At 68.6% G+C, this 19,643-nt stretch carries 17 protein-coding genes and 1 riboswitch; of the genes, 4 read left to right on the forward strand and 13 right to left on the reverse strand.

What is annotated here, in order from left to right:
• Positions 1-2: 2 nt before the first annotated feature.
• From ACTJI2_RS09890 to ACTJI2_RS09910, 5 genes are all read right to left on the reverse strand, one after another.
• Positions 3-1,946 carry an AsmA family protein gene (locus ACTJI2_RS09890; RefSeq protein ID WP_440841981.1) on the reverse strand — a complete coding sequence of 648 codons (1,944 nt, stop codon included), beginning with the start codon at positions 1,944-1,946 and terminating at the stop codon, positions 3-5.
• 86 nt (positions 1,947-2,032) lie between these two features.
• Entirely contained in the window at positions 2,033-2,704 is a 672-nt protein-coding gene (gene trhA / locus ACTJI2_RS09895) for a PAQR family membrane homeostasis protein TrhA (RefSeq protein WP_440841982.1), read from the reverse strand.
• A gap of 92 nt (positions 2,705-2,796) precedes the next feature.
• Positions 2,797-4,401 (reverse strand): peptide chain release factor 3, encoded by a 1,605-nt coding sequence (locus tag ACTJI2_RS09900; RefSeq protein WP_440841983.1) that lies wholly within the window; start codon positions 4,399-4,401, stop codon positions 2,797-2,799.
• 46 nt (positions 4,402-4,447) lie between these two features.
• Entirely contained in the window at positions 4,448-5,443 is a 996-nt protein-coding gene (locus ACTJI2_RS09905; protein WP_440841984.1) for a peptidoglycan DD-metalloendopeptidase family protein, read from the reverse strand.
• Complete coding sequence (locus tag ACTJI2_RS09910; RefSeq protein ID WP_440841986.1) at positions 5,440-6,528, reverse strand: phytase; 1,089 nt, start codon at positions 6,526-6,528, stop codon at positions 5,440-5,442. Before ACTJI2_RS09910 ends, ACTJI2_RS09905 begins: the two co-directional genes overlap by 4 nt.
• 114 nt (positions 6,529-6,642) lie before the next feature.
• Positions 6,643-6,761, forward strand: a riboswitch (SAM riboswitch).
• A 78-nt stretch (positions 6,762-6,839) separates the two neighbouring features.
• On the opposite strand from ACTJI2_RS09910, the gene metX reads away from it, so the two are divergent.
• Genes metX through ACTJI2_RS09925 form a run of 3 tightly spaced genes read left to right on the forward strand, consistent with a single transcriptional unit; the run spans position 6,840 to position 10,179 of the window.
• Positions 6,840-7,886, forward strand: a complete 1,047-nt coding sequence (gene metX, locus ACTJI2_RS09915; RefSeq protein WP_440841987.1) for a homoserine O-succinyltransferase MetX — start codon at positions 6,840-6,842, stop codon at positions 7,884-7,886.
• Positions 7,883-9,103 (forward strand): O-succinylhomoserine (thiol)-lyase, encoded by a 1,221-nt coding sequence (locus ACTJI2_RS09920; RefSeq protein WP_440841988.1) that lies wholly within the window; start codon positions 7,883-7,885, stop codon positions 9,101-9,103. Before metX ends, ACTJI2_RS09920 begins: the two co-directional genes overlap by 4 nt.
• Entirely contained in the window at positions 9,100-10,179 is a 1,080-nt protein-coding gene (locus ACTJI2_RS09925; RefSeq protein WP_440841989.1) for a homoserine dehydrogenase, read from the forward strand. Before ACTJI2_RS09920 ends, ACTJI2_RS09925 begins: the two co-directional genes overlap by 4 nt.
• A gap of 291 nt (positions 10,180-10,470) precedes the next feature.
• Here the strand turns inward: ACTJI2_RS09925 and ACTJI2_RS09930 are convergent, their stop codons facing one another.
• The gene (locus tag ACTJI2_RS09930) at positions 10,471-11,853 is read right to left on the reverse strand and encodes an L-serine ammonia-lyase (RefSeq protein WP_203322385.1); all 1,383 of its coding nucleotides are present in this window, start codon (positions 11,851-11,853) and stop codon (positions 10,471-10,473) included.
• 73 nt (positions 11,854-11,926) lie between these two features.
• On the opposite strand from ACTJI2_RS09930, the gene ACTJI2_RS09935 reads away from it, so the two are divergent.
• The gene (locus tag ACTJI2_RS09935; RefSeq protein WP_440841990.1) at positions 11,927-12,157 is read left to right on the forward strand and encodes a glutaredoxin family protein; all 231 of its coding nucleotides are present in this window, start codon (positions 11,927-11,929) and stop codon (positions 12,155-12,157) included.
• Here the strand turns inward: ACTJI2_RS09935 and ACTJI2_RS09940 are convergent.
• The 7 genes from ACTJI2_RS09940 to ACTJI2_RS09970 are packed head-to-tail and all read right to left on the reverse strand — an operon-like array spanning position 12,154 to position 19,601.
• Positions 12,154-13,305, reverse strand: a complete 1,152-nt coding sequence (locus tag ACTJI2_RS09940; protein WP_440841992.1) for an FAD:protein FMN transferase — start codon at positions 13,303-13,305, stop codon at positions 12,154-12,156. The two genes, ACTJI2_RS09935 and ACTJI2_RS09940, sit on opposite strands and share 4 nt — an antisense overlap.
• Positions 13,306-13,333: 28 nt before the next feature.
• Complete coding sequence (locus ACTJI2_RS09945; protein WP_440841994.1) at positions 13,334-13,966, reverse strand: hypothetical protein; 633 nt, start codon at positions 13,964-13,966, stop codon at positions 13,334-13,336.
• Between the two features lie 9 nt (positions 13,967-13,975).
• Positions 13,976-14,473 (reverse strand): nitrous oxide reductase accessory protein NosL, encoded by a 498-nt coding sequence (locus ACTJI2_RS09950; RefSeq protein WP_440841996.1) that lies wholly within the window; start codon positions 14,471-14,473, stop codon positions 13,976-13,978.
• Positions 14,470-15,294: an ABC transporter permease gene (locus ACTJI2_RS09955; protein WP_440841998.1), complete on the reverse strand. Its 825-nt coding sequence runs from the start codon at positions 15,292-15,294 to the stop codon at positions 14,470-14,472. The genes ACTJI2_RS09950 and ACTJI2_RS09955 overlap by 4 nt, the downstream gene beginning before the upstream one ends.
• A complete protein-coding gene (locus tag ACTJI2_RS09960; protein WP_440842000.1) occupies positions 15,291-16,217 on the reverse strand; it encodes an ABC transporter ATP-binding protein in 927 nt (308 codons plus the stop codon). The genes ACTJI2_RS09955 and ACTJI2_RS09960 overlap by 4 nt, the downstream gene beginning before the upstream one ends.
• Complete coding sequence (gene nosD, locus ACTJI2_RS09965) at positions 16,201-17,472, reverse strand: nitrous oxide reductase family maturation protein NosD (RefSeq protein ID WP_440842002.1); 1,272 nt, start codon at positions 17,470-17,472, stop codon at positions 16,201-16,203. The genes ACTJI2_RS09960 and nosD overlap by 17 nt, the downstream gene beginning before the upstream one ends.
• The gene (locus ACTJI2_RS09970) at positions 17,469-19,601 is read right to left on the reverse strand and encodes a 4Fe-4S binding protein (RefSeq protein WP_440842003.1); all 2,133 of its coding nucleotides are present in this window, start codon (positions 19,599-19,601) and stop codon (positions 17,469-17,471) included. The genes nosD and ACTJI2_RS09970 overlap by 4 nt, the downstream gene beginning before the upstream one ends.
• Positions 19,602-19,643 lie beyond the last annotated feature (42 nt).

A 19,643-nucleotide genomic window follows, 5' to 3' on the forward strand; every position in this document is an offset into this window, starting at 1 on the left:
GCTCAACGCGCGTACTGGCCGCCGCAGCCGGAGTCCTTGCCCGGACCCAGTTCCAGGGTGGCCAGCAGCGCGGCTGGCGGCGCGATGCTGCCCAGGGCCAGCGCGGTCGCACCACGCAGGCCCAGGCGCTTGAAGTCCGGACGGAACGAGGGATCCCGGAAGGTGCCCTGCACCACCAGCGGAGAACGCAGGGCCAGGATGCTGCGGTCCTTCGGTCGCGGCCGCAGTTCCAAATCCAGGGTTTCCTCCTTCAGGCTGATATCGCCCTTGCCGACGATCAGCGTGTCGGTGGTATCGAAGGCCAGCGTGCGCGCGTGCATCACGCCGTCCTGCACGGCGAAGTCGCCGAACGCGCAGCGCACCGGAACGGTCTTGTCCCTGGTCAGCAGGAACTTGAGCGACTCGGCGACGTCAAGTCCGGCGAGTTCCATCAGCAGGTTGCTGATCCGGCCCTGGCCCATGCCAATCGTGATGTCGCCGTCGGCGCTGCCGAGGATGCGCGCGACCGAGTTGCCGGTGCCGGTGATGGCGACATCGCCGCCGATGCGGCCGATGGCCGTGCGGGTGATTTCGGTATCCGGGAACAATCGTGCCAGGTTCAGCCGGCGCAGCGAGATGTCGGCGCGGGTACGGATGGTGTCGGTGCGCGCATCCATGCGGATGTTCGAGCGGATGTCGCCTTCGGCGACGCCGAAGTTGAGCGGATCCAGGTGCAGCAGGCCGTCGTCCAGGCGCAGGTGCGCGTCCATGTCGTCCAGAGGCAGTTTCGGCGCGTTGATGCGATGTGCCTTCCAGCGCACGTCCGCATCCATCGCGCGCAGCTTGGCCAACTGGTAGGGCGTGTCAGGAAGCACGCGCGCATCGGCGCGCTGCTCGGCCGCTTCGGCCTTTTGTTCGGCGTTGCTGGTTTCCGTGCCACCGGTCTGCGGCGCCGCGCCCACGAAGCCGGCCAGATCGTCGAAGTCTAGGCGTCGCGAGACCAGATCCGCTTTCAGCAATGGACGCGCGCGGCCGACCATCACGCTGGCCGAACCACCAAGATCGCTGTCGCCGACCTGGCCGGTGAAGCCGTCGTAGCGCCAGGTATTGCCGTCGCGGGTGAAGCGTCCGTCCAATCGGTATGGAGGCGTGGGTGGGATGGCGATGCCGAGCAGCGGATACAGATCCTGCATGTCGCGGCCGGCCAATTGCAGCTTCAGATCGAAGCCGCGCAGTCGCAGCGGATCCAGCAGGCTGCCACGGGCGTGGGCGCGGGTGGCGCCGGCCTGCGCGCGCAGGTCGATGCGATAGGGTTGGCTGGCATCGCGCAGCGCCAGCGGCGAGGCGGCCTGTCCCTGCAGCCGGAAGGGCTCGCCGCTCCAATGGCCGCCTCCATCGATGGCCACCGATGGCGCATTTTCCTTGCCGGGCGACGCCACGCTGTTCAACCGGATATCGATGTCGGTTTTTTCCGGCGCGTCGAGATAGCGCAGGCGGCCGTCGCGGACCCAAAGGCGATGGAAGCGCAGATCCGTCTCGCCGGAAGCCCCGAAGTCCCAGTTGCCCTTGTCACCCGGTCCGGTTTCCAGGCGCAGGGTGGGTTCGATCAGGCGGATCTCGGGGATGCGGACCTGTCCCCGCAGCAGCGGCCAGATTTCGATGTCCAGTTCCGCCCGCCGCGCCGCCGCCATGGTCGGTTCCCGCGACCATGCCGCGTTGCCGAAACGCAGCGCGTCGCCGCGCACGGTGGTGACGCGCCCAAGGTCCACGTCCAGGTTGCCGCCAATGCGGAATTCGCGGCCGGTACGGGCCTGGACCTGCCGTTCGAGCGGACCCTTGAACCAGTTCCAGTCGAACAACGCGATCAGCACGGCCACGAGCGCCACCAGCACCGCGAGGACCATGCCCGTGCGGCGTGAGGGCCGGGGCCAGCGGAATGGCGCCTTGCGGGCAGGGACGCGATTCATGCGTCCACTTAGCCAGCGCGGTTGTTCAGGCCATGCGAAAGCCGGGTCAAGCCGGGTTTCGCGTGTTCAGCCGGCGTGCGGCGCGCTCAGCCGCCGGCCAGGCGCGGCCGCAGGACCTGTTCGGTGACCGCGATGTAGTGGCAGACGCTGCCGGCGATCACGAACAGGTGCCAGATCGCGTGCGAATAGCGGATCGACTCGCGATGGTAGAAATAGGTGCCCAGGGTGTAGAAGAGGCCGCCTGCCAGCAGCCAGCCCAGGGTCCATGCATCGAGCGAGCTCAGCATCGGCTTGATGGCCACCATCACCAGCCAGCCCATGGCGATGTAGATCAGCGTGGACAGCAGCTTGAAGCGGCCGGTGTAGAACAGCTTGAAGATCACCCCGCCCACCGCCAGCGTCCAGATCGCCGCGAACAGGCTCCAGCCCCAGGGACCGCGCAGGCCGATAAGGGTGAACGGCGTGTAGGTGCCGGCGATCAACAGGTAGATCGCGCAGTGATCGAACACCTTCAGGCGACCCTTGGCGACCGGGTGCTGGATGGCGTGGTAAAGCGTGGAAGCCGTGTACAGCAGCAGCAGGGTCACGCCGAACACGATCGACGCGCCGAGTTGCCAACCGTCGCCGTAAATGGCGGCCAGGGTGATCAGCACCGCGCCACCGGCCAGGGCGGCCATCGCGCCCAGGCCATGGGTCAGGGCGCTGGCGATCTCGTCACGGATGTGCGCGGCGCGCGGATGGGAGTGTTCGGCGGTCATGCGCGGACGTTACCGCAATGCAGCAAGCGCTGCATCCATACGCCGCCCGTGTCTTCAGCATGGAGCCGGAAAACACGGGCGGCGCGCGGCGATCAATCCACCGCGGCGGCGTGCGCGTGTTCGCGGGTGGCCAGGAACTGCACGGCCGGCGCGCGTTCCTGCGCCAGTTGCAGGTTGACCCGCGTCGGCGCGAGGTAGACCAGTTGCCCGGCGGCGTCGACGGCCAGGTTCATCGCGTTCTTGTCGCGGAACTCTTCCAGCTTCTTCGCGTCGTCGCAGCGGATCCAGCGGGCGGTGGCGACGCTGACGTTCTCGAAGCTTGCGTCCACGCCGTACTCGTCCTTCAGGCGGTAGGCGACCACGTCGAATTGCAGCATGCCGACCGCGCCGAGGATGAGGTCGTTGCTCATCAGCGGGCGGAAGAACTGGGTCGCGCCTTCCTCGCTGAGCTGGGCCAGGCCCTTCTGCAACTGCTTGAGCTTGAGCGGATCCCGCAGGCGCGCGCGGCGGAACAGTTCCGGCGCGAAGTTGGGGATGCCGGTGAAGCCCAGCGATTCGCCCTCGGTGAAGGTGTCGCCGATCGAGATGGTGCCGTGGTTGTGGATGCCGATGACGTCGCCCGGCCAGGCCTCGGCCGCGATCTCGCGATCGCTGGCCATGAAGGTCAGTGCGTTGGCCAGCTTGATGTCCTTGCCGCTGCGCACGTGGAAGGCCTTCATGCCGGCTTCGAAACGACCCGAGCACACGCGCATGAAGGCGACGCGGTCGCGGTGCTGCGGATCCATGTTGGCCTGGATCTTGAAGACGAAGCCGGTCAGCTTGTTCTCGGTCGGCTGCACGTTGCGGCCGGTGGTGGCGCGGGCCTGCGGCGAGGGCGCGTGCTCGACGAAGAAGTCCAGCAGTGGCTGCACGCCGAAGTTGTTCACCGCCGAACCGAAGAACACCGGCGTCTGCCGGCCTTCGCGATAGGCCTGCAGATCGAAGGGATGCGAGGCGCCCTGCACCAGTTCCAGTTCGTCGCGCAGGTTGGCCAGCATCTCGGCGCCGATGCGCGCTTCCAGCTGCGGATCGTCCAGCGAGGCGAAGATGGTCGAATCCTGGCGGGTGAAGTTGCGGCCCTGCTCGTACAGGTGGACCTCGCCGGTCAGCAGGTGGACCACGCCCTTCAGGCGGCTGCCCATGCCGATTGGCCAGGTCACCGGCGCGCACTGGATGCCGAGCACGCGCTCGACTTCGTCCAGCAGTTCGATCGGCTCACGGCCTTCGCGGTCGAGCTTGTTGATGAAGGTCATGATGGGGGTGTCGCGCAGGCGGCACACTTCCATCAGCTTGATGGTCCGCTCTTCCACGCCCTTGGCCACGTCGATGACCATCAGCGCCGAGTCCACCGCGGTCAGCACGCGGTAGGTGTCTTCGCCGAAGTCGGCGTGGCCGGGCGTGTCCAGCAAATTGACGATCTTGCCTTCGTACGGGAACTGCATGACCGAGGAGGTGACCGAGATGCCACGCTCCTTTTCCAGCGCCATCCAGTCGGAGGTGGCGTGGCGGGCGGCCTTGCGGCCCTTGACCGAACCGGCCATCTGGATCGCGCCGCCGAACAGCAGCAGCTTTTCGGTCAGCGTGGTCTTGCCGGCGTCAGGATGGGAGATGATGGCGAAGGTGCGGCGGCGCGCGGCTTCGGTGGCGACTTCGGACATGGCAAGGGCGCCCGCGCGGGCGCTGGGAGACGGGGAAAGTCGCGAATTATAGCGGGTTGGCCCGGTCCGCCGGGGCGGCGCCGGCGGGCGGGTCGATGGGACCGGATCCGGCGTGCTGGCTGGGGAACTGGAGTTGGCCCAGCGGGCCGAACATCCTGAACGGAATGGATTCCAGCGCCATGCCGCGGTTCACCTGGACCACGAAATGCAGGTGCGGGGCGGTGCTGAACCCGGTGTTGCCGGACAGCCCGATGCGCTGCCCCTTGCGCACGTACTGGCCCTCGCGCACCTGCACGCCTTCCGGCTTGAGATGCGCGTAGACGGCCATGCTGCCGTCGCCGTGGACGATGCGGATGAAATTGGCGCGGCCGCCGAATCGTTCGCGGTTCAGGCCGGCCTTGTCGAAGTCGGACTCCACCTGCATCACCATGCCCTCGCGCGCGGCGAGGATCGGCGTGCCCACCGGGACCGCGAAGTCGATGGCGTACAGGTTCTGCGCATCGTTGTGGCTGAATCCGCCGCCCGGGCCCTGGTCCACCCGCACCCGCCCGTATTCGAAGGGCAGGCGGTATTCGTAATCCTGGCCGTGCGCGGCGGGATCACCCGGCAGGGAGTCCAGCGCCAGTTCGAAATCGCCGCCACGCAGGGGATCGCGCATCGAAATGCTGGCGACCAGGACGCTGCTGCGCGCCGGCACCACCGCGGTCGCCGGCAGCGCCGGCTGGGCGGCGACGTTGCTGTTGCGCTTGAAACCCAGGCGCACCTCGACCGGCCCGTGCAGCAGGTTGTCCGCCCACGCCTGGTAGCGCAGGCCGCTGCGTTCCAGCCGCAGCCGCACTTGCGCGCTGGGGGCGTTGTGGAAGCGCAGCACGTCCACGCTGGCATCCACCAGTTCGCCGGCCTCCGGCGGTTTGTCGCCGTACTGGGTATAGCCGTGCTTGTCCTTCCAGCGGTACAGCCGCGCTGCCTCGCCGGGGACGGCGCCAGCGAGCAGCGTGGCGGCGGCGAGGCAGAGCAGGGACGTGCGCAGGGCGGGGTTCACGGCAGGCAGTCGTTTCCAAGTTTCAGGGCGCGCGCGACGTCACGCAGGTCGAACGCGGCCAGTGATTGATCATTGTGCAGGGCGAACAGCGCACCGGCCGGGAAGCGCCGGGTCGATGCCGCGTACAGGGTCTCACCATCAGTATTGCTGACCTGTTCACCGCGGAAGATACCGCGCGGTGCCAGGCTGGTGCGATCGAACACGCGGAACAGGGTGGGGGTGAGCTGGTCCACCGCGATCCAGTAGCCGCGATCGACCGCGCAAGGCCACAGCGCGATGCCTTCGGCGTCCGCATCGAACGCGGGAAGGCTGAGTCCACGGTAGTGCCCGGACAGGGTGTAGTCGCGCAGGGTCGAACCGATCCGGCGGTCCTCGTCCGCGATCAGCAGCCGGTCGTGCAGGGGATCCCCGGCGATGGATTCGACCATGCGCAACGCGCCGGCCTCGTCCGTCGCGCCGAAGCTTCCCAGCAAGTGCCACCGCACGCTTCCGTCCCCGTCTTCCTCGACGCGGAAATGCTTGATGCGCTGGTCGAGCTCGCTGAGCGGCGGCAGCTTGCCGGTGCGGAAGTCGGCCATGAAGCTGTCGGTGACGAACAGATCCAGCTGGCCGGGCCCGGTTTCGTCCAGCCAGAGGCCGTAGGGCACCTTCAGCGCGTCCTGGCCGATCTGCGCCACCGGGGTGAATTCCGGCAGGCGCATCACCTGCACCCGGTGGTTGTCGCGTTCGGCGACGAACAGCAGGTCGCCGAACACGGCGATGCCGTTGGGCCGGTTGAACTCTCCCGGTGCCTGGCCCGGGCCGCCGACCGTGCGCAGGCGTTCGCCGGTGTCGCCGTCGTACACCGCCAGGCGGTGGCTGGATTTGGCGGTGGCGATCAGCCAGACCCGTCCGTCTTCGGTCGGCCAGGCGGCCAGCGAGTCCAGTTCGTCTTCCGGGACCGGGGCGGAGACCCAGGCTTCGGGGACGATGACGTCGGCGGCGGTGGTCGGCGTCGGGGCGGGAGGGCGGGAGGTGTGGTGGCTCTGGGTGGCGCAACCGGCCAGCAGGGCCAGGGCGCCCGCAAACAGGTATTTCCGGGTCATGGCGGGATTATGCGGCATGGGTCACGGAGCCGGGAGGGGGGGCGTCCTGGAAGATCTATCGCTCCATCCGCATAAAGCGATTGACATCGGGAAAAACCGCTGGCAAAGTGCCGGTCACCATCGAGACCGGCAGAGGGACAGGCCCGAAGAAGCCGGGGCAACCAGCGATGCGCAAGCGTCGTGGTCGGTGCCAAATCCTGCGGGGACCTTCGCGTCTGCCCGAAAGATGGTTCGTACCGTGCCTCTGCACGGCGAACGCGAGCTCCGCGAAAGCTCGATGGCCGCAAGTCCCCTCTTCACCGGACACCGCCATGAGCTTCGCCACCGCCGCCGCGTCTTCCCTGTCTTCCGTGCCCGCGTCCTGTACGGCCGATGCCGTTCTCCTTGCCCAGGACGGTATCACCGCCCGCCGTGGCGAAATCGCGCTGGAACTGGACATGCGCCACGCGGGCCGGCACCTGATCCGGCTGCGCTATGAACTGTCGGGCGCGGTGGACGCGCCGGTGGTGTTCGTCGCCGGCGGCATCTCCGCGCACCGGCACCTGGCCGCCAGCGCCACGTTCGCGGAAAAGGGCTGGTTGAACGATCTGGTCGGCACCGGCCGCGCGCTGGATCCGGCGCACCGCTGCCTGCTGGCGATCGATTTCATCGGCGCCGACGGCAAGCTCGACGCGCCCATCGACACCGCCGACCAGGCCGACGCGATCGTGAAGCTGCTGGACGCGCTGGGCATCCGCCAGCTGCATGCCTTCGTCGGCTATTCCTATGGCGCGCTGGTCGGCCTGCAACTGGCGGTGCGCCATCCGGCCCGGCTGGCAAGGCTGGTGGCGGTCAGCGGCGCGCACCGCGCCCATCCGTATGCCGCCGCCTGGCGCGCGCTGCAGCGTCGCGCGGTCAGCCTGGGCCAGTTGCAGTGCGCCGACGCGGAAGGGCTTTCGCTGGCGCGCCAGTTCGCCATGCTCAGCTACCGCACGCCGGAAGAATTCGAGGAGCGCTTCGACGCCGCCGCCGAGATCGTGCATGGCCGCGTGCGTTGCGCCGCCGAGGACTACCTGGACGCCGCCGGCGCGCAGTACGTGGCGCGCACCCCGGTCACCGCCTACCTGCGCCTGTCCGAGTCCATCGACCTGCACCGCATCGATCCGGCCGCCGTGCGCGTGCCGACCACGGTGGTCGCGGTCGAAGGTGACCGGCTGGTGCCGCTGTCCGATTCCGTGGCCCTGGTCGAGGGGCTGGGCACGCGGGGCAACCTGCGCGTGCTGCGCTCGCCCTATGGCCACGACGCCTTCCTGAAAGAAACCGATCGCATCGACGCGATCCTCAGCACTGCCCTGCGCGGCAACGGAGAAAACGCATGAGCCAGTTCGACGCCGCCGGCGACAACCACTGTCGTCCCGCCACCGCCGCCGTTCGCGCCGGCATCGACCGCGATACCGCCTACGGCGCGGTGACGCCGCCCATCGTGCTGTCGTCGAACTTCAGCTTCGACGGCTTCGGCAACAAGCGCGAGTACGACTACACCCGCAGCGGCAACCCGACCCGGGATCTGCTGGGCGAGGCGCTGGCCGAACTGGAAGGCGGCGTTGGCGGCGTGATCACCTCCACCGGCATGGGCGCGATCAACCTTGTCCTCAACGCGTTGCTGCAGCCGGGTGATCGCCTGGTGGTGCCGCATGACGCGTACGGCGGCAGCTGGCGCCTGTTCAACGCGCTGGCGAAGAAGGGCCATTTCGAGCTGATCACCGCCGACCTGACCGACCCGCGCTCGCTGGCCGATGCGCTGGCGCAGTCGCCGCGGCTGGTGCTGATCGAGACGCCCTCCAACCCGCTGCTGCGGATCACCGACCTGCGCTTCGTCATCGACGCCGCACACAAGGCCGGCGCATTGACCGTGGTCGACAACACCTTCCTGTCGCCGGCGTTGCAGAAGCCGATTGAGTTCGGCGCGGATCTGGTGGTGCATTCGACCACCAAGTACATCAATGGCCACAGCGACGTGGTCGGCGGCGCGGTCGTCGCGCGCGATCCGGAAGTGCACCAGCAACTGGTGTGGTGGGCCAACGCGCTGGGCCTGACCGGTTCGCCGTTCGACAGCTTCCTGACCCTGCGCGGCCTGCGCACGCTGGATGCGCGCCTGCGCGTGCACCAGGAGAACGCCGACGCCATCGCCAGCCTGCTGGACGGGCATCCGGCGGTATCGAAGGTGTACTTCCCCGGCCTGGCCTCGCATCCGGGCCACGCGCTGGCGGCGCGCCAGCAGAAGGGGTTTGGCGCGATGCTGAGCGTGGAACTGCATGGCGGCGAAGCGGCCGTGCGCGCGTTCGTGGAAGGCCTGCGCTACTTCACCCTGGCCGAATCGCTGGGAGGGGTGGAGAGCCTGGTCGCGCACCCGGCTTCGATGACGCATGCGGCGATGACCGCCGAAGCGCGTGCCAAGGCGGGCATTTCCGATGGCCTGCTGCGCCTGTCGGTCGGCATCGAGGCCACCGAGGATCTGCTGGCCGATCTGTCCGCCGGCCTGGCGCGCGCGCAGCGCGCCGCCGCGGAGGCCGATCGAAAACTCGCCGACGCATGAGCGCGGTCGTCCAGCTTCCGGCGGCGCGCCGCCGGCCTTCGCCGCGCCTGGCGCTGCTGGGCACCGGCGTGGTTGGCAGCGCATTCGTGGATCGCTACGGCCGCCTGCGCGAGCGCGTCGAGGGCCTGCCCGAGTTCGCCTGGCTGGCCAATTCGCGCAGCGTGCAGGCCTGCGCCGCCGCGCCCGCCGTTGCGCTGGACGCCGCCCGCGCCGCGCCGGCGCGCGATGCGGAACTGCCGCCGTGGGCGGAAGCCGAATCGCTGCGCGACGGCGACATCATCGTCGATGCCACCGCCAGCGACGCGGTGGCCGATTGGCACGCCGAATGGCTGGCGCGCGGCATCCACGTGGTCACTGCCAACAAGCTGGGCAACGGCGGCGCGCTGGTACGCGCGCAGGCCATCCAGCGCGCGCGCCGGGATTCGGGCGCGCACTACGGCGACAGCGCCACGGTCGGCGCGGGCCTGCCGCTGCTGCGCAGCCTGCGCGCGCTGGTCGCCGGCGGCGATCGCATCCATCGGGTGGAAGGCGTGCTGTCCGGTTCGCTGGCGTGGCTGTTCAATCATTACGATGGCATGCGGCCGTTCTCCGGCTTCGTGCGGCAAGCGCGCGAGGCCGGCTACACCGAACCGGATCCGCGCATCGATCTGTCCGGCGAGGACGTGCGCCGCAAGCTGCTGATCCTGGCGCGGGCGGCCGGCCTGCCGTTGCAGTCGGAAGACGTGAAGGTCGAGTCGCTGGTGCCGGCGGCATTGGCAACGCTGACGATCGCCGAGCTGGACGAGGCGCTTGGCCAGTTCGACGCGCCGCTGGGCGCGCATTTCCGCGAGGCCTACCGCAACGGCGAAAAGCTGCGTTTCCTGGGGCGTTTCGACGCCGAGGGCGCCAGCGTCGGACTGCGCACGCTGGCCGCGGATCATCCGCTGTGCGGCGGTGGCGGCACCGACAACCGGGTCGCGATCTTCAGCGATCGCTATCCGGACCAGCCGCTGGTGGTGCAGGGCCCCGGCGCGGGTGCGGAAGTGACCGCGGCCGCATTGCTGGATGACGTATTGGCGATCACCGCCAACCCGTAGAGCCGAGCTTGCTCGGCTGGCGGGGAGGTTGCGGAGAAAGGGCAGCGGAGCGAGCTCCGCTCTACGTGTAGAGCCGAGCTTGCTCGGCTTGCGGGGAGGTTGGGAGAGAAGGCAGCGGAGCAAGCTCCGCTCTACGTGTAGAGCCGAGCTTGCTCGGCTTGCGGGGAGGTTGGGAGAGAAGGCAGCGGAGCGAGCTCCGCTCTACGTGTAGAGCCGAGCTTGCTCGGCTTGCGGAAGGTTGGGAGAGAAGGGCAGCGGAGCGAGCTCCGCTCTACGGGTCGCCGGGTTCCGTCAGCACTCGATGACGTTGACGGCCAGGCCGCCGCGGCTGGTTTCCTTGTACTTGTCCTGCATGTCGCGGCCGGTGTCGCGCATGGTCTTGATGACCTTGTCCAGTGACACCTTGTGCTTGCCGTCGCCGCGCATCGCCATGCGGCTGGCGTTGATCGCCTTCACCGCGCCCATCGCGTTGCGTTCGATGCAGGGAATCTGCACCAGTCCGCCGATCGGATCGCAGGTCAGGCCCAGGTTGTGTTCCATGCCGATTTCGGCGGCGTTCTCAATCTGGCTGGGCGAACCGCCTAGCGCGGCGACCAGGCCGCCGGCGGCCATCGAGCAGGCCACGCCGACTTCGCCCTGGCAGCCGACCTCGGCGCCGGAGATGCTGGCGTTTTCCTTGTAGAGGATGCCGATGGCGGCGGCGGTGAGCAGGAAGTCGAAGATCCGCTGTTCGCTGGAACCGGGGCAGAACCGGTCGAAGTAGTGCATGACCGATGGGATGATGCCGGCCGCGCCGTTGGTGGGCGCGGTGACCACGCGTCCGCCGGCGGCATTTTCCTCGTTGACCGCCAGCGCGTACAGGTTGACCCAGTCCAGCGTGGTCAGCGGATCGCGCATGTTGGCTTCCGGCTTGCTGGCCAGTTCGCGGTGCAGGGTGGGGGCGCGGCGCGAGACGTGCAGGCCGCCGGGCAGGGTGCCTTCCTCGCGGATGCCGCGGGTCACGCAGGCCTGCATCGCGCTCCAGATCGCCCGCAGTCCTTCGCGGATCTCGTCCTCACCGCGCCAGCACTTCTCGTTCTCGAACATCAGCTGGGCGATGCTCAGCCCGCTGCGCTGGCACTGCGCCAGCAGTTCGTCGCCGCTCTTGAACGGATACGGCAGCGGGGTCTCGTCGGCGACGATGCGATCCACCGCCGCGTCGTCCTGGTTGACCACGAAGCCGCCGCCGACCGAGTAGTAATCGCGGGTCGCGATGACTTCGTCGCTGGCGTCATAGGCGGTGAAGCGCATGCCGTTGGTGTGGTAGGGCAGCTTCTGCCGCTTGTTCATCAGCAGGTCGCGCTTCTCGTCGAAGGCGATCGCGTGGGTGCCGCCCAGTTGCAGGGTCTTGCTGCCGCGGATGCGTTCCAGTGCCGGCGGGATGATGTCCGGGTCGATTTCGTTCGGATAATGGCCTTCCAGGCCCATCAGCACGGCCTTGTCGGTGCCGTGGCCGCGCCCGGTCAGCGCCAGCGAGCCGAACACCTCGGCGCGGATCCGCGCGACGTCGCGCAGGCGGCCGGGTTCCTCCAGCCAGCGCGCGACGAACCGCGCCGCCGCCCGCATGGGGCCTACGGTGTGGGAGGAACTCGGCCCGATGCCGATCTTGAAGAGGTCGAAGGTGCTGACTGCCATGGCGCGTATTCTATGCCGTCGCCGGTGAAAGCCGCTCCCGCGACGCAACAGATCGGACCCGGAGATCGCACCCTTGCCCCCAGCCCTGACCCTCTACCAGCGCGACGACTGCCATCTGTGCGACCTGGCCCTGGCCGTGCTGGCCGAAGCGCGTGTGCCGGACTTCGAGAGCGCGTTCATCGACGGCGACGACGATCTGGAAGCGCGCTACGGCGTGCGGGTGCCGGTCCTGCGCCGCGCGGACGGGGCCGAACTGGATTGGCCGTTCGACGTGGCAGGGCTGGCGCGCTTCCTCGCCGGTTAAGGGCGCAGGGCGGACGCGAGCGGCAGTTCGATCGGAATCGGCGGCCGTCCGCCGGTCGCGTCGCAGCCGCCTGCATCGGCGCCCGGGCGCAGGCGAAGGGCGCCGGCGGCGGTGCCGTCGCGCAGGCGCAGGCGGTCGCGCAGGGCGGGGGTGATCAGCAGCTCGCCTTCGTGGGTGACCAGCAGTGCGCAGTTCAGGTGCATGCCCCGGACCACCGCGTCGAAGCCGGTCGGGCCGGCCACCATCAGCGCGGTCGCGGCCATGTCCGCCAGCACCGGATCGATGGCGATCACGCTGGCGGCGGCGCTGGCCCGCTCGGGCCGGCCGCTGCGCGTGTCGACGATATGGCCGCCATTCTGGCCGCTGCCGGCGCGGCGGCGCTGGTAGTCGCCCGATGAGGACAGGGCTTCGCCGTCGCGCAGATCGATCGCCCCGAGCACACCGTCGGGCCCGCGCACGCCGGCGATCCAGGGACGGCGGCCATCGCGGCCCATCGCCAGGACGAAACCGCCGACGTAGATCAGTGCGTCGTCGACCTTTTCCGCGCGCAACAGCTGCCGCATTTGAGCGGCCGCATAGCCTTCCGCCAGGCCGTTGAAATCCAACTGCACCTCGCGGCGGCGGGAAGTGACCCTTCCCTGCGCGTCGACGTGCACGTCGCGCATGCGCGGCATCGCCGCACGCAGCGCGGCCACCTGCCGTTCCGTTGGCGCGGCGGTGCGCACCGGGTACTGGCTGGTGTGGAATCCCCAGGCCGCGATGAGCCGGCCGGCGGCGGGATTGAACAGCCCGTCGCTGCGCGCGTCGCCTATCGTGGCGGCCTGGATGAGGCCGGCGATGTCGCGTTCGACCCGGTGCGGACGGCCTTCCGCCAGCGCGGCATTGAGGCGGGTGACGTCGCTGGGCTCCCACGGATGCCAGGCGCGGTGGTCGTGGATCAGCAGCGGACCGATTGCGGTCAGGGCGCGCTCGGCGGCCTCCCGGTTCGGCGCGCGCAGTTGCACCGAGACCCGGGTGCCGAAGGCCAGATATTCCCCGCGTGCTTCCACCGGCGGACGCCACCAAAGCATCGCGGCGGTGAGCAGCAGCGCGACCATGGCGCAAGCGAACACGCCCGGCCAGACGCGCAGGCGTGGCGCGGTGGTCATGCCGGCCGGCCGATGATCCGGTACTCGATCATTCGCTGGAGGACGGCAGGCGTCCATCGGCGATGGCCTGGAGAACGATGTCGAACACGTGCTCGCGAACGTCGGCCTGGACGTCCAGATCCGGCGCGATGACCGCGCCGTCGGGCAGATGCAGGTGCGGCGTGCCGATGGCAAGACCGGGGTGCGGGACCGGCGCGGTATCGAACCGCCACCACCGCTCGCCGCGCCGCCACTCGAACGACCACTCGCGCGGCGTCAGTACGCGCGCCAGCACGTCCAGCCCGTCTTCGCCGCGCAGGCCGAGTCCGTCCAGGTGTCGTTCGAGTGGATGGACCTGGAAGGCGGTCGGCAGGGCGTCCGGAATGCCGTCGTCGATCGCCGGCCATTCCGCATCGTCGCGCAGGTGCCGGCAATGCCAGTCGAGCAGCTCGCGCGCGGCCTGCTGGCGCTCGCGCATGAGCTCCAGCGCCAGCCACGCTTCGTAGCCGGGGTGTTCGGGCAGGCGGCCCGCGCGGATCGCCGCGAGCACGGCGTCGGCGTCCCCGCAGTCCAGTTGTTCCAGCAGTTCCTTGTGCCGTTCGCGCAGCTCGAACATCTGCCGGGACAGGCCGGCCATGCGGGTGGCGACGACGGGTTCGATGCCGGTGAAGAAGGGATCCATGTCAGTGCCTCATCCGTGCAGATCGTGGCTGGCCCCGCCGTCCAACTGGACCATGTCCGCGCTGATGTCGGCGAAGGCCAGGACCTTGCCGCCATGGGCGGCGGCGAATTTGTCCGCGTCCTCGCGGCTGGTGAAGCTGGCGAAGGTTGGTCCCATGCTGCCGGTGCGCGAGGAACCCTGCACGTAGAACGCGGTGGTGGCGTCGATCCAGTGGCCCTTCGGCACCTCCCAGTTGGTCTTGCCCATGTCCTGGACGTAGACGCCGGCGACCTTGCGCACCTGTTCGGGCTGCAGGGTGATCGACAGCAGTTCGAGGGTGTCGCAGTAGTACTCCACCTTGCCGTCGGCGTAGCGAATCTGGCCCTTCGGACCGGGATAGTCGCGCAGCACCATGCCGTCGAGTTCGCACTGCTGGCCGGCGTCCGGGTCGACCGGATCGACGCTGGCCAGCGGCGGGGCGCAACCGGCGACCAGCAGGGCCACCAGCGAAACACGTAAGGCTTTCATCGGAATCTCCAAAGGGCCACCCCGAGCGGGGCGAGGATCCAGGCCACCATCACCGAACCGAGCACGCGCGGATCGCCCCAGGCATCGGGCAGCAGCGTGCCCAGGCCGAATGCATTGCGCAGGGTTTCAGTGGACATGGCGTTGAACACGCGGAACACGTCCGCGGGATTGAGCAGCAGGGCATACGGCGCCCAGGCCGAGGAATGCCGGCCGGCGGTGGCGACCAGCGCGCCGAGCAGGGCCAGGTCGAACACCAGCACGAAGCCGAACCACAGCAGGATGGCCGCGCCGGTGGCGCGCGCGCGATCGCGCACCAGCACCGACACCAGCATCGCCAGGCTCAGGAACGACAGGCCCAGCGCGATCACGCTGGCGACGAAGAGCGCGTACAGGCGGATGCCGGCGGCGTCGAGTTGCGTGGCCAGCGGCACCAGCGCCGTACCGAAGCCGATCAGGGTCGCCAGCACCAGTGCCGCGCCCAGCCCGAGGTACTTGCCGAGCAGGAGTTCGGCGCGGGTCAGCGGCATCGACAGCATCAGGTCCAAGGTGCCGCGTTCGCGCTCGCCCACGATGGCGTCGAAGCCGAGCAGCAGCGCGATCAACGGCACCAGGTAGATCGCCAGGCTGGTGAGGCTGGCCACGGTCACACCGATGCTGCGGAAGCCGACCGTGCCGGACTGGGCGCCGCCGAAGTAGGCGATCAGCAAGGCGAAGGCCGCCAGCACCACCGCGACCGCGAGGATCCAGCGGTTGCGCAGCCGGTCGCGCAGTTCCTTGCCGGCCACCGTGCGCAGGGCGCGCCATTGCAGCCCACCGATCATGCGTGGCCTCCGGCGTGGCGCTGGCGCAGGTACAGGTCTTCCAGGGTGGGGGGATGGATCTCCACATCGACCAGGCCCGGGCCGGACTCGGCCAGCAGCGGCAGCAGTCCGGTGCGATGCGCGCGCGCGACGCTGATTGTCAGCACGTTGTCCGTCGTGGCGATGACCGGGAAGCCGGCATCGCCCAGCCGTTGCCCGATGCGGCGTGCGGCGTCGGCGTCGCGCGCATGCAGGCGGGCACGGCTGGGCAGGTCGGACGCCGCGGTCAGGCTGTCCACGCTGCCCTGCGCGACGGCCCGGCCATTGGCGAGGATCACCAGGCTGTCCAGGTGCGGCTGGATTTCCGCCAGCAGGTGGGAACTGAGCACGATGGTCGCGCCCGCGCGCTTGAGCGAGGCCAGGGTGTCGTAAAAATCGTGGATGGCCTGCGGATCCAGGCCATTGGTCGGCTCGTCGAGGAACAGCAGTTCCGGTTGGCCGAGCAGGGCCTGGGCGAAGCCGAGCCGCTGGCGCATGCCCTTGGAGTACTCGCGCACCGGACGCTTCATCGCATGGGCCAGCCCTACCTGTTCGAGCAGGCCGGGACATTGCCTGGCGTCGGCGGCCTTGAGGCGGGCGAAGAAACGCAGCGTATCCAGGCCGCTCAGGTTGTCGTACAGCGCGACGTTCTCGGGCAGATAACCGATGCGCTGCCGCAGCCAGCGAAACGCGGTGCCGCGCACGGGCGTGCCGTGGATGCGGATCTGGCCGGCGCTGACCGGCTCGATCCCCAGCATCATCTTGAACAGCGTGCTCTTGCCGGCACCGTTGTGGCCGACCAGCCCGAACGTCGTCCCGGACGGGATCGACAGGCTCACCCCGTCAACGGCCTGCAATGCGCCGAATCGCTTGTCGACCTGTTCCACTTCAATCGCGTACTGCATCATTCCGCGTGGCTTCGAGCCACGCCCTCCAGTCCTTGTGTCGTGGCACCATCGCCGGGCGCGTATCGGTCACCGTGGCGACCCGCAATACGGGGAATTGCCGCGAGATCAGCCGCAATGTGCTGATCGCGGGGCTGCTGTCGAGCAGCTTGGTGAACGGATAGCGCGCCACCAGCCAGTCGACCGCGTCGCTGGCCTCCATCGGTGTGTCGCCGAAACCGTCGCCGTCACCGTCCCAGCCCAGGTAATTGCTCCAGTAGTTGCCGCGCTGTTTGCCCCATTCGACGTCGCGCGAGGCCACGTATCTGATCTGTTCCTGGTTGTTGACAAAGTCGTTGCCGTCCACCTGGTTGTTGAACGAACCGGCCCACAGGTGGATGCCCACCCGGTTGCCGATCACCAGGTTGCCGCGCAGGACGTTGTACTCGGCGTCGTAGATGAAGAAACCGCGCCCGTTGCCCGCCGAGACGTTGTCCTCGATGCAGGAATCCTGCAGGGTCCGCAGCATGATGCCGTGGTCGCCGTTGGCCCAGGTGCGGTTGCCGCGCACGACCAGGTTGCGGACCTCCATCAGCGCCAGCCCGCCCTGGTTGTGGTGGCTTTCGTTGTCCTGCCACAGATTGTGGTAGGAGTTCATGTAGTGGCTGCCATACCGCACGTGGTGGATGACGTTGCCGATGAATTCGGCGTGGTGGGACACATCCACGTAAATGCCGTCGCGGGCGAAGCTGATGTGGTTGCGCGCGATGCGTGCGCCGCGGGTGTTGTAGAGCTGGATGGCGTTGCCGCGCTGGGAGGACAGCTTCTCGCGCATGCCGGTGATCAGGTTGTCCTCGATGCGGACGTCATCGGCCTTCTCGATCCACAGGCCGAACAGTACATGGGCCAGATCGCAATGGCGAACCACGGCGCGGTGCGCGCCCGGCTGGATATAGATGCCGGCGTTCTGCCCGCCCAGATCGTCGCCGCTGTCACGCACGATCAGGCCTTCGATGCGCACGTCGGGTGCGACCACGCGGATGACGTCGCCTTCGCCGCCGCCGCTGATGGTCGGCCGGTCGATGCCGCGCAGGGTCAGCGGCTTTTCGATGCGCAGGCGTTCGGCATAGTGGCCGCGTGGGATTTCGACGGTATCGCCGGGCGCGGCGCGCTCGATGATTTCGCCGATGCGTTGGCCCGGCTGGACCCGCCACACCGCCGCCGCCGCAGGGGCGGCGCAGGCCAGCAGCAGGAGCAGGGCGACCAGTCGTTTCATTCCACCAGTTCCAATGGAATGAAATGGCCGTCGCGTCCGACCGGCGTCAGTGGCATGCCGGCGCGTTCGCGGCGCTTGCGTTCCTTGGCCAGCGGCGGGCAGGAATGGTCGTCGTGGTACAGCACCATGCAGTCCAGGCACTGCATGCACTCGCTGGGATCGATCCGGCCCTGCGGATCGATGGCCTGCGAACCGCAGCCGACCGCGCAGGCCTTGCAAGTGGTGCATTCGGCCTTGCGGCGAAGGCCGAACAGGCGCCAGCGCGAGGGCAGGGCCAAGCCGGCGCCGAGCGGGCACAGGTATTTGCAGAACGGCCGCTCCATGAACATCGAGGCCGCCAGCAGTACCGCCCAGAACGCGATGAACGGCCAGGCGCGCGTCCAGATCGAGACGAAGAACGTGCTCTTGAACGGCTCCACCTCGGCCAGCAGCTCGGCCAGCGCCATCGAGTGGAACGAAGCCGCGACCAGCACCGCGAGGATCACGTACTTCAGCCAGCGCAGGCGATGGTGCCATTTGCCGGGCAGTTGGAACTGCCAGCGCGCCAGCCCGATTTTTCCGGCGAACTTGTACAGCAGCTCGCTCAGCGATCCGTATGGGCACAGCCAGCCGCAGAACACCCCGCGTCCCCACAGCACGATGGTGATGGCGATGAAGATCCAGAAGATGAAGATCAGCGGATCGCTGAGGAACAGGTCCCAGCGCCAGCCGTCGCGCAGCGCATGCAGCAGGGTCAGTCCCTGCACGATCGACGGCTGCGCCAACTGGCTGAAGCCGAGGAAGCCCACCGCGATCAGCCACACCGCGATGTGCGGCCACAGGATCCAGCGCTTGTCCACGCGGGTGGAGCGGGCGGCCCAGCGCCGGTGGGTGGCATAGAACACGAACACGAACACCAGCAGCGCGGACATGCCGGCGATCGGCCTGGCCTTGGCCTTCCAGATGCGGACCCAGGCCGGGGTCTGGCGGGCGACGGCGGGGCGTCCGCCTTGCAGGTATGCGGCGGGAAGCCAATAGACGGCATCGAAATTGGCGTAGTCGCGATTGCCCTCGTCGGTATTGCGATGGGCCAGGAACGAGAGCTTCCACGGATAGGCCGCGGAGAACTCGCTGCCACGCAGGATGAAGATGCCGGATTCCGCATGCGACGGCGCGCCGTTCGCGTGGATCCGGTACAGGTTGCGGTAGTCGGTGTCGCGGAAATGGTGGACGTCGATGTCCTGCGAGACCTGGATGCGGTCGTAGATGCCGCCGCGCACGAACGCCGATCCCTTGAACGAACTGGTGCCGTTGCCGACCACGAAGATGGCGTGCTCGCCTGGTTTCAGTTCTTCCATCAGTTGGCGGTAACCCGCGTCGCCAAGGACGCTGCGGCCGATGGCGGGCGCGTTGAGGTAGCCGAACCACAGATCGATGAAGGGCTGTTCGTTGGCGGGCGCGCCGACATCGGCCTGGCCCACGGTCAGACGCTGCACGCTGCCTTCCTTGACCAGCGCGTTCCAGTCGCGCGGCGGCACGGCGTCCTCGACCAGTCGCGCCTGCGGTCGCGCCACCGCCTTGATCAGTCCGACCTGGCGGGCGACGGCATAACTGCCGCGGCTAACCAACTGGTTCTCGGCCATCACCGTCACGGTCGCGCCGCTGATGACGTCCATCGAGACTTCGCCTTCCTCGGCCTTGCCCAGCTCGAACCGGGAACCGGCGGGCTGGCCGACGTACTGCTCGACGTAGCGGTTCAGTTCCTTCTCGGGGATGCCGGCGAGCAGGATCGGCTCGCTGTGCTTGAGGATGCGCACACCGGTGATCTTGCCGTCCGCGTCCATGCCGGCCAGCGTGATCATCGGCTTGCCGGAGTAGCCGACGATGTCGGGGGCCACGTCGCTGGACAGGGAAACATAGCCGACCGTACGCAGCTTGCCGCCTTCCTCGCGCATGCCGCGCACGAACGCGGGATTGCCCTCGCGCAGGCCGAACCGGGTGGCCTGCGGCAGCACGCTGTCGCAGGCGACATGGCGGCACATGTCCGGGTCGGTGAACAGCGCTTCCGGCAACTGCGCCTCGTAGGAACCGGCCCGGGCCCAGCCCGCGACCAGGCAAAGCAGCAGGAAGGCCAGGCACGGCCACCCCATCGCGCTTGCCCGTCGCGTTCGCCGCGCGATGCCCGGATGCGA

Source organism: Pseudoxanthomonas sp. 22568 (assembly GCF_052044485.1).
GTDB classification, from domain to species: Bacteria; Pseudomonadota; Gammaproteobacteria; order Xanthomonadales; family Xanthomonadaceae; genus Pseudoxanthomonas_A; species Pseudoxanthomonas_A beigongshangi.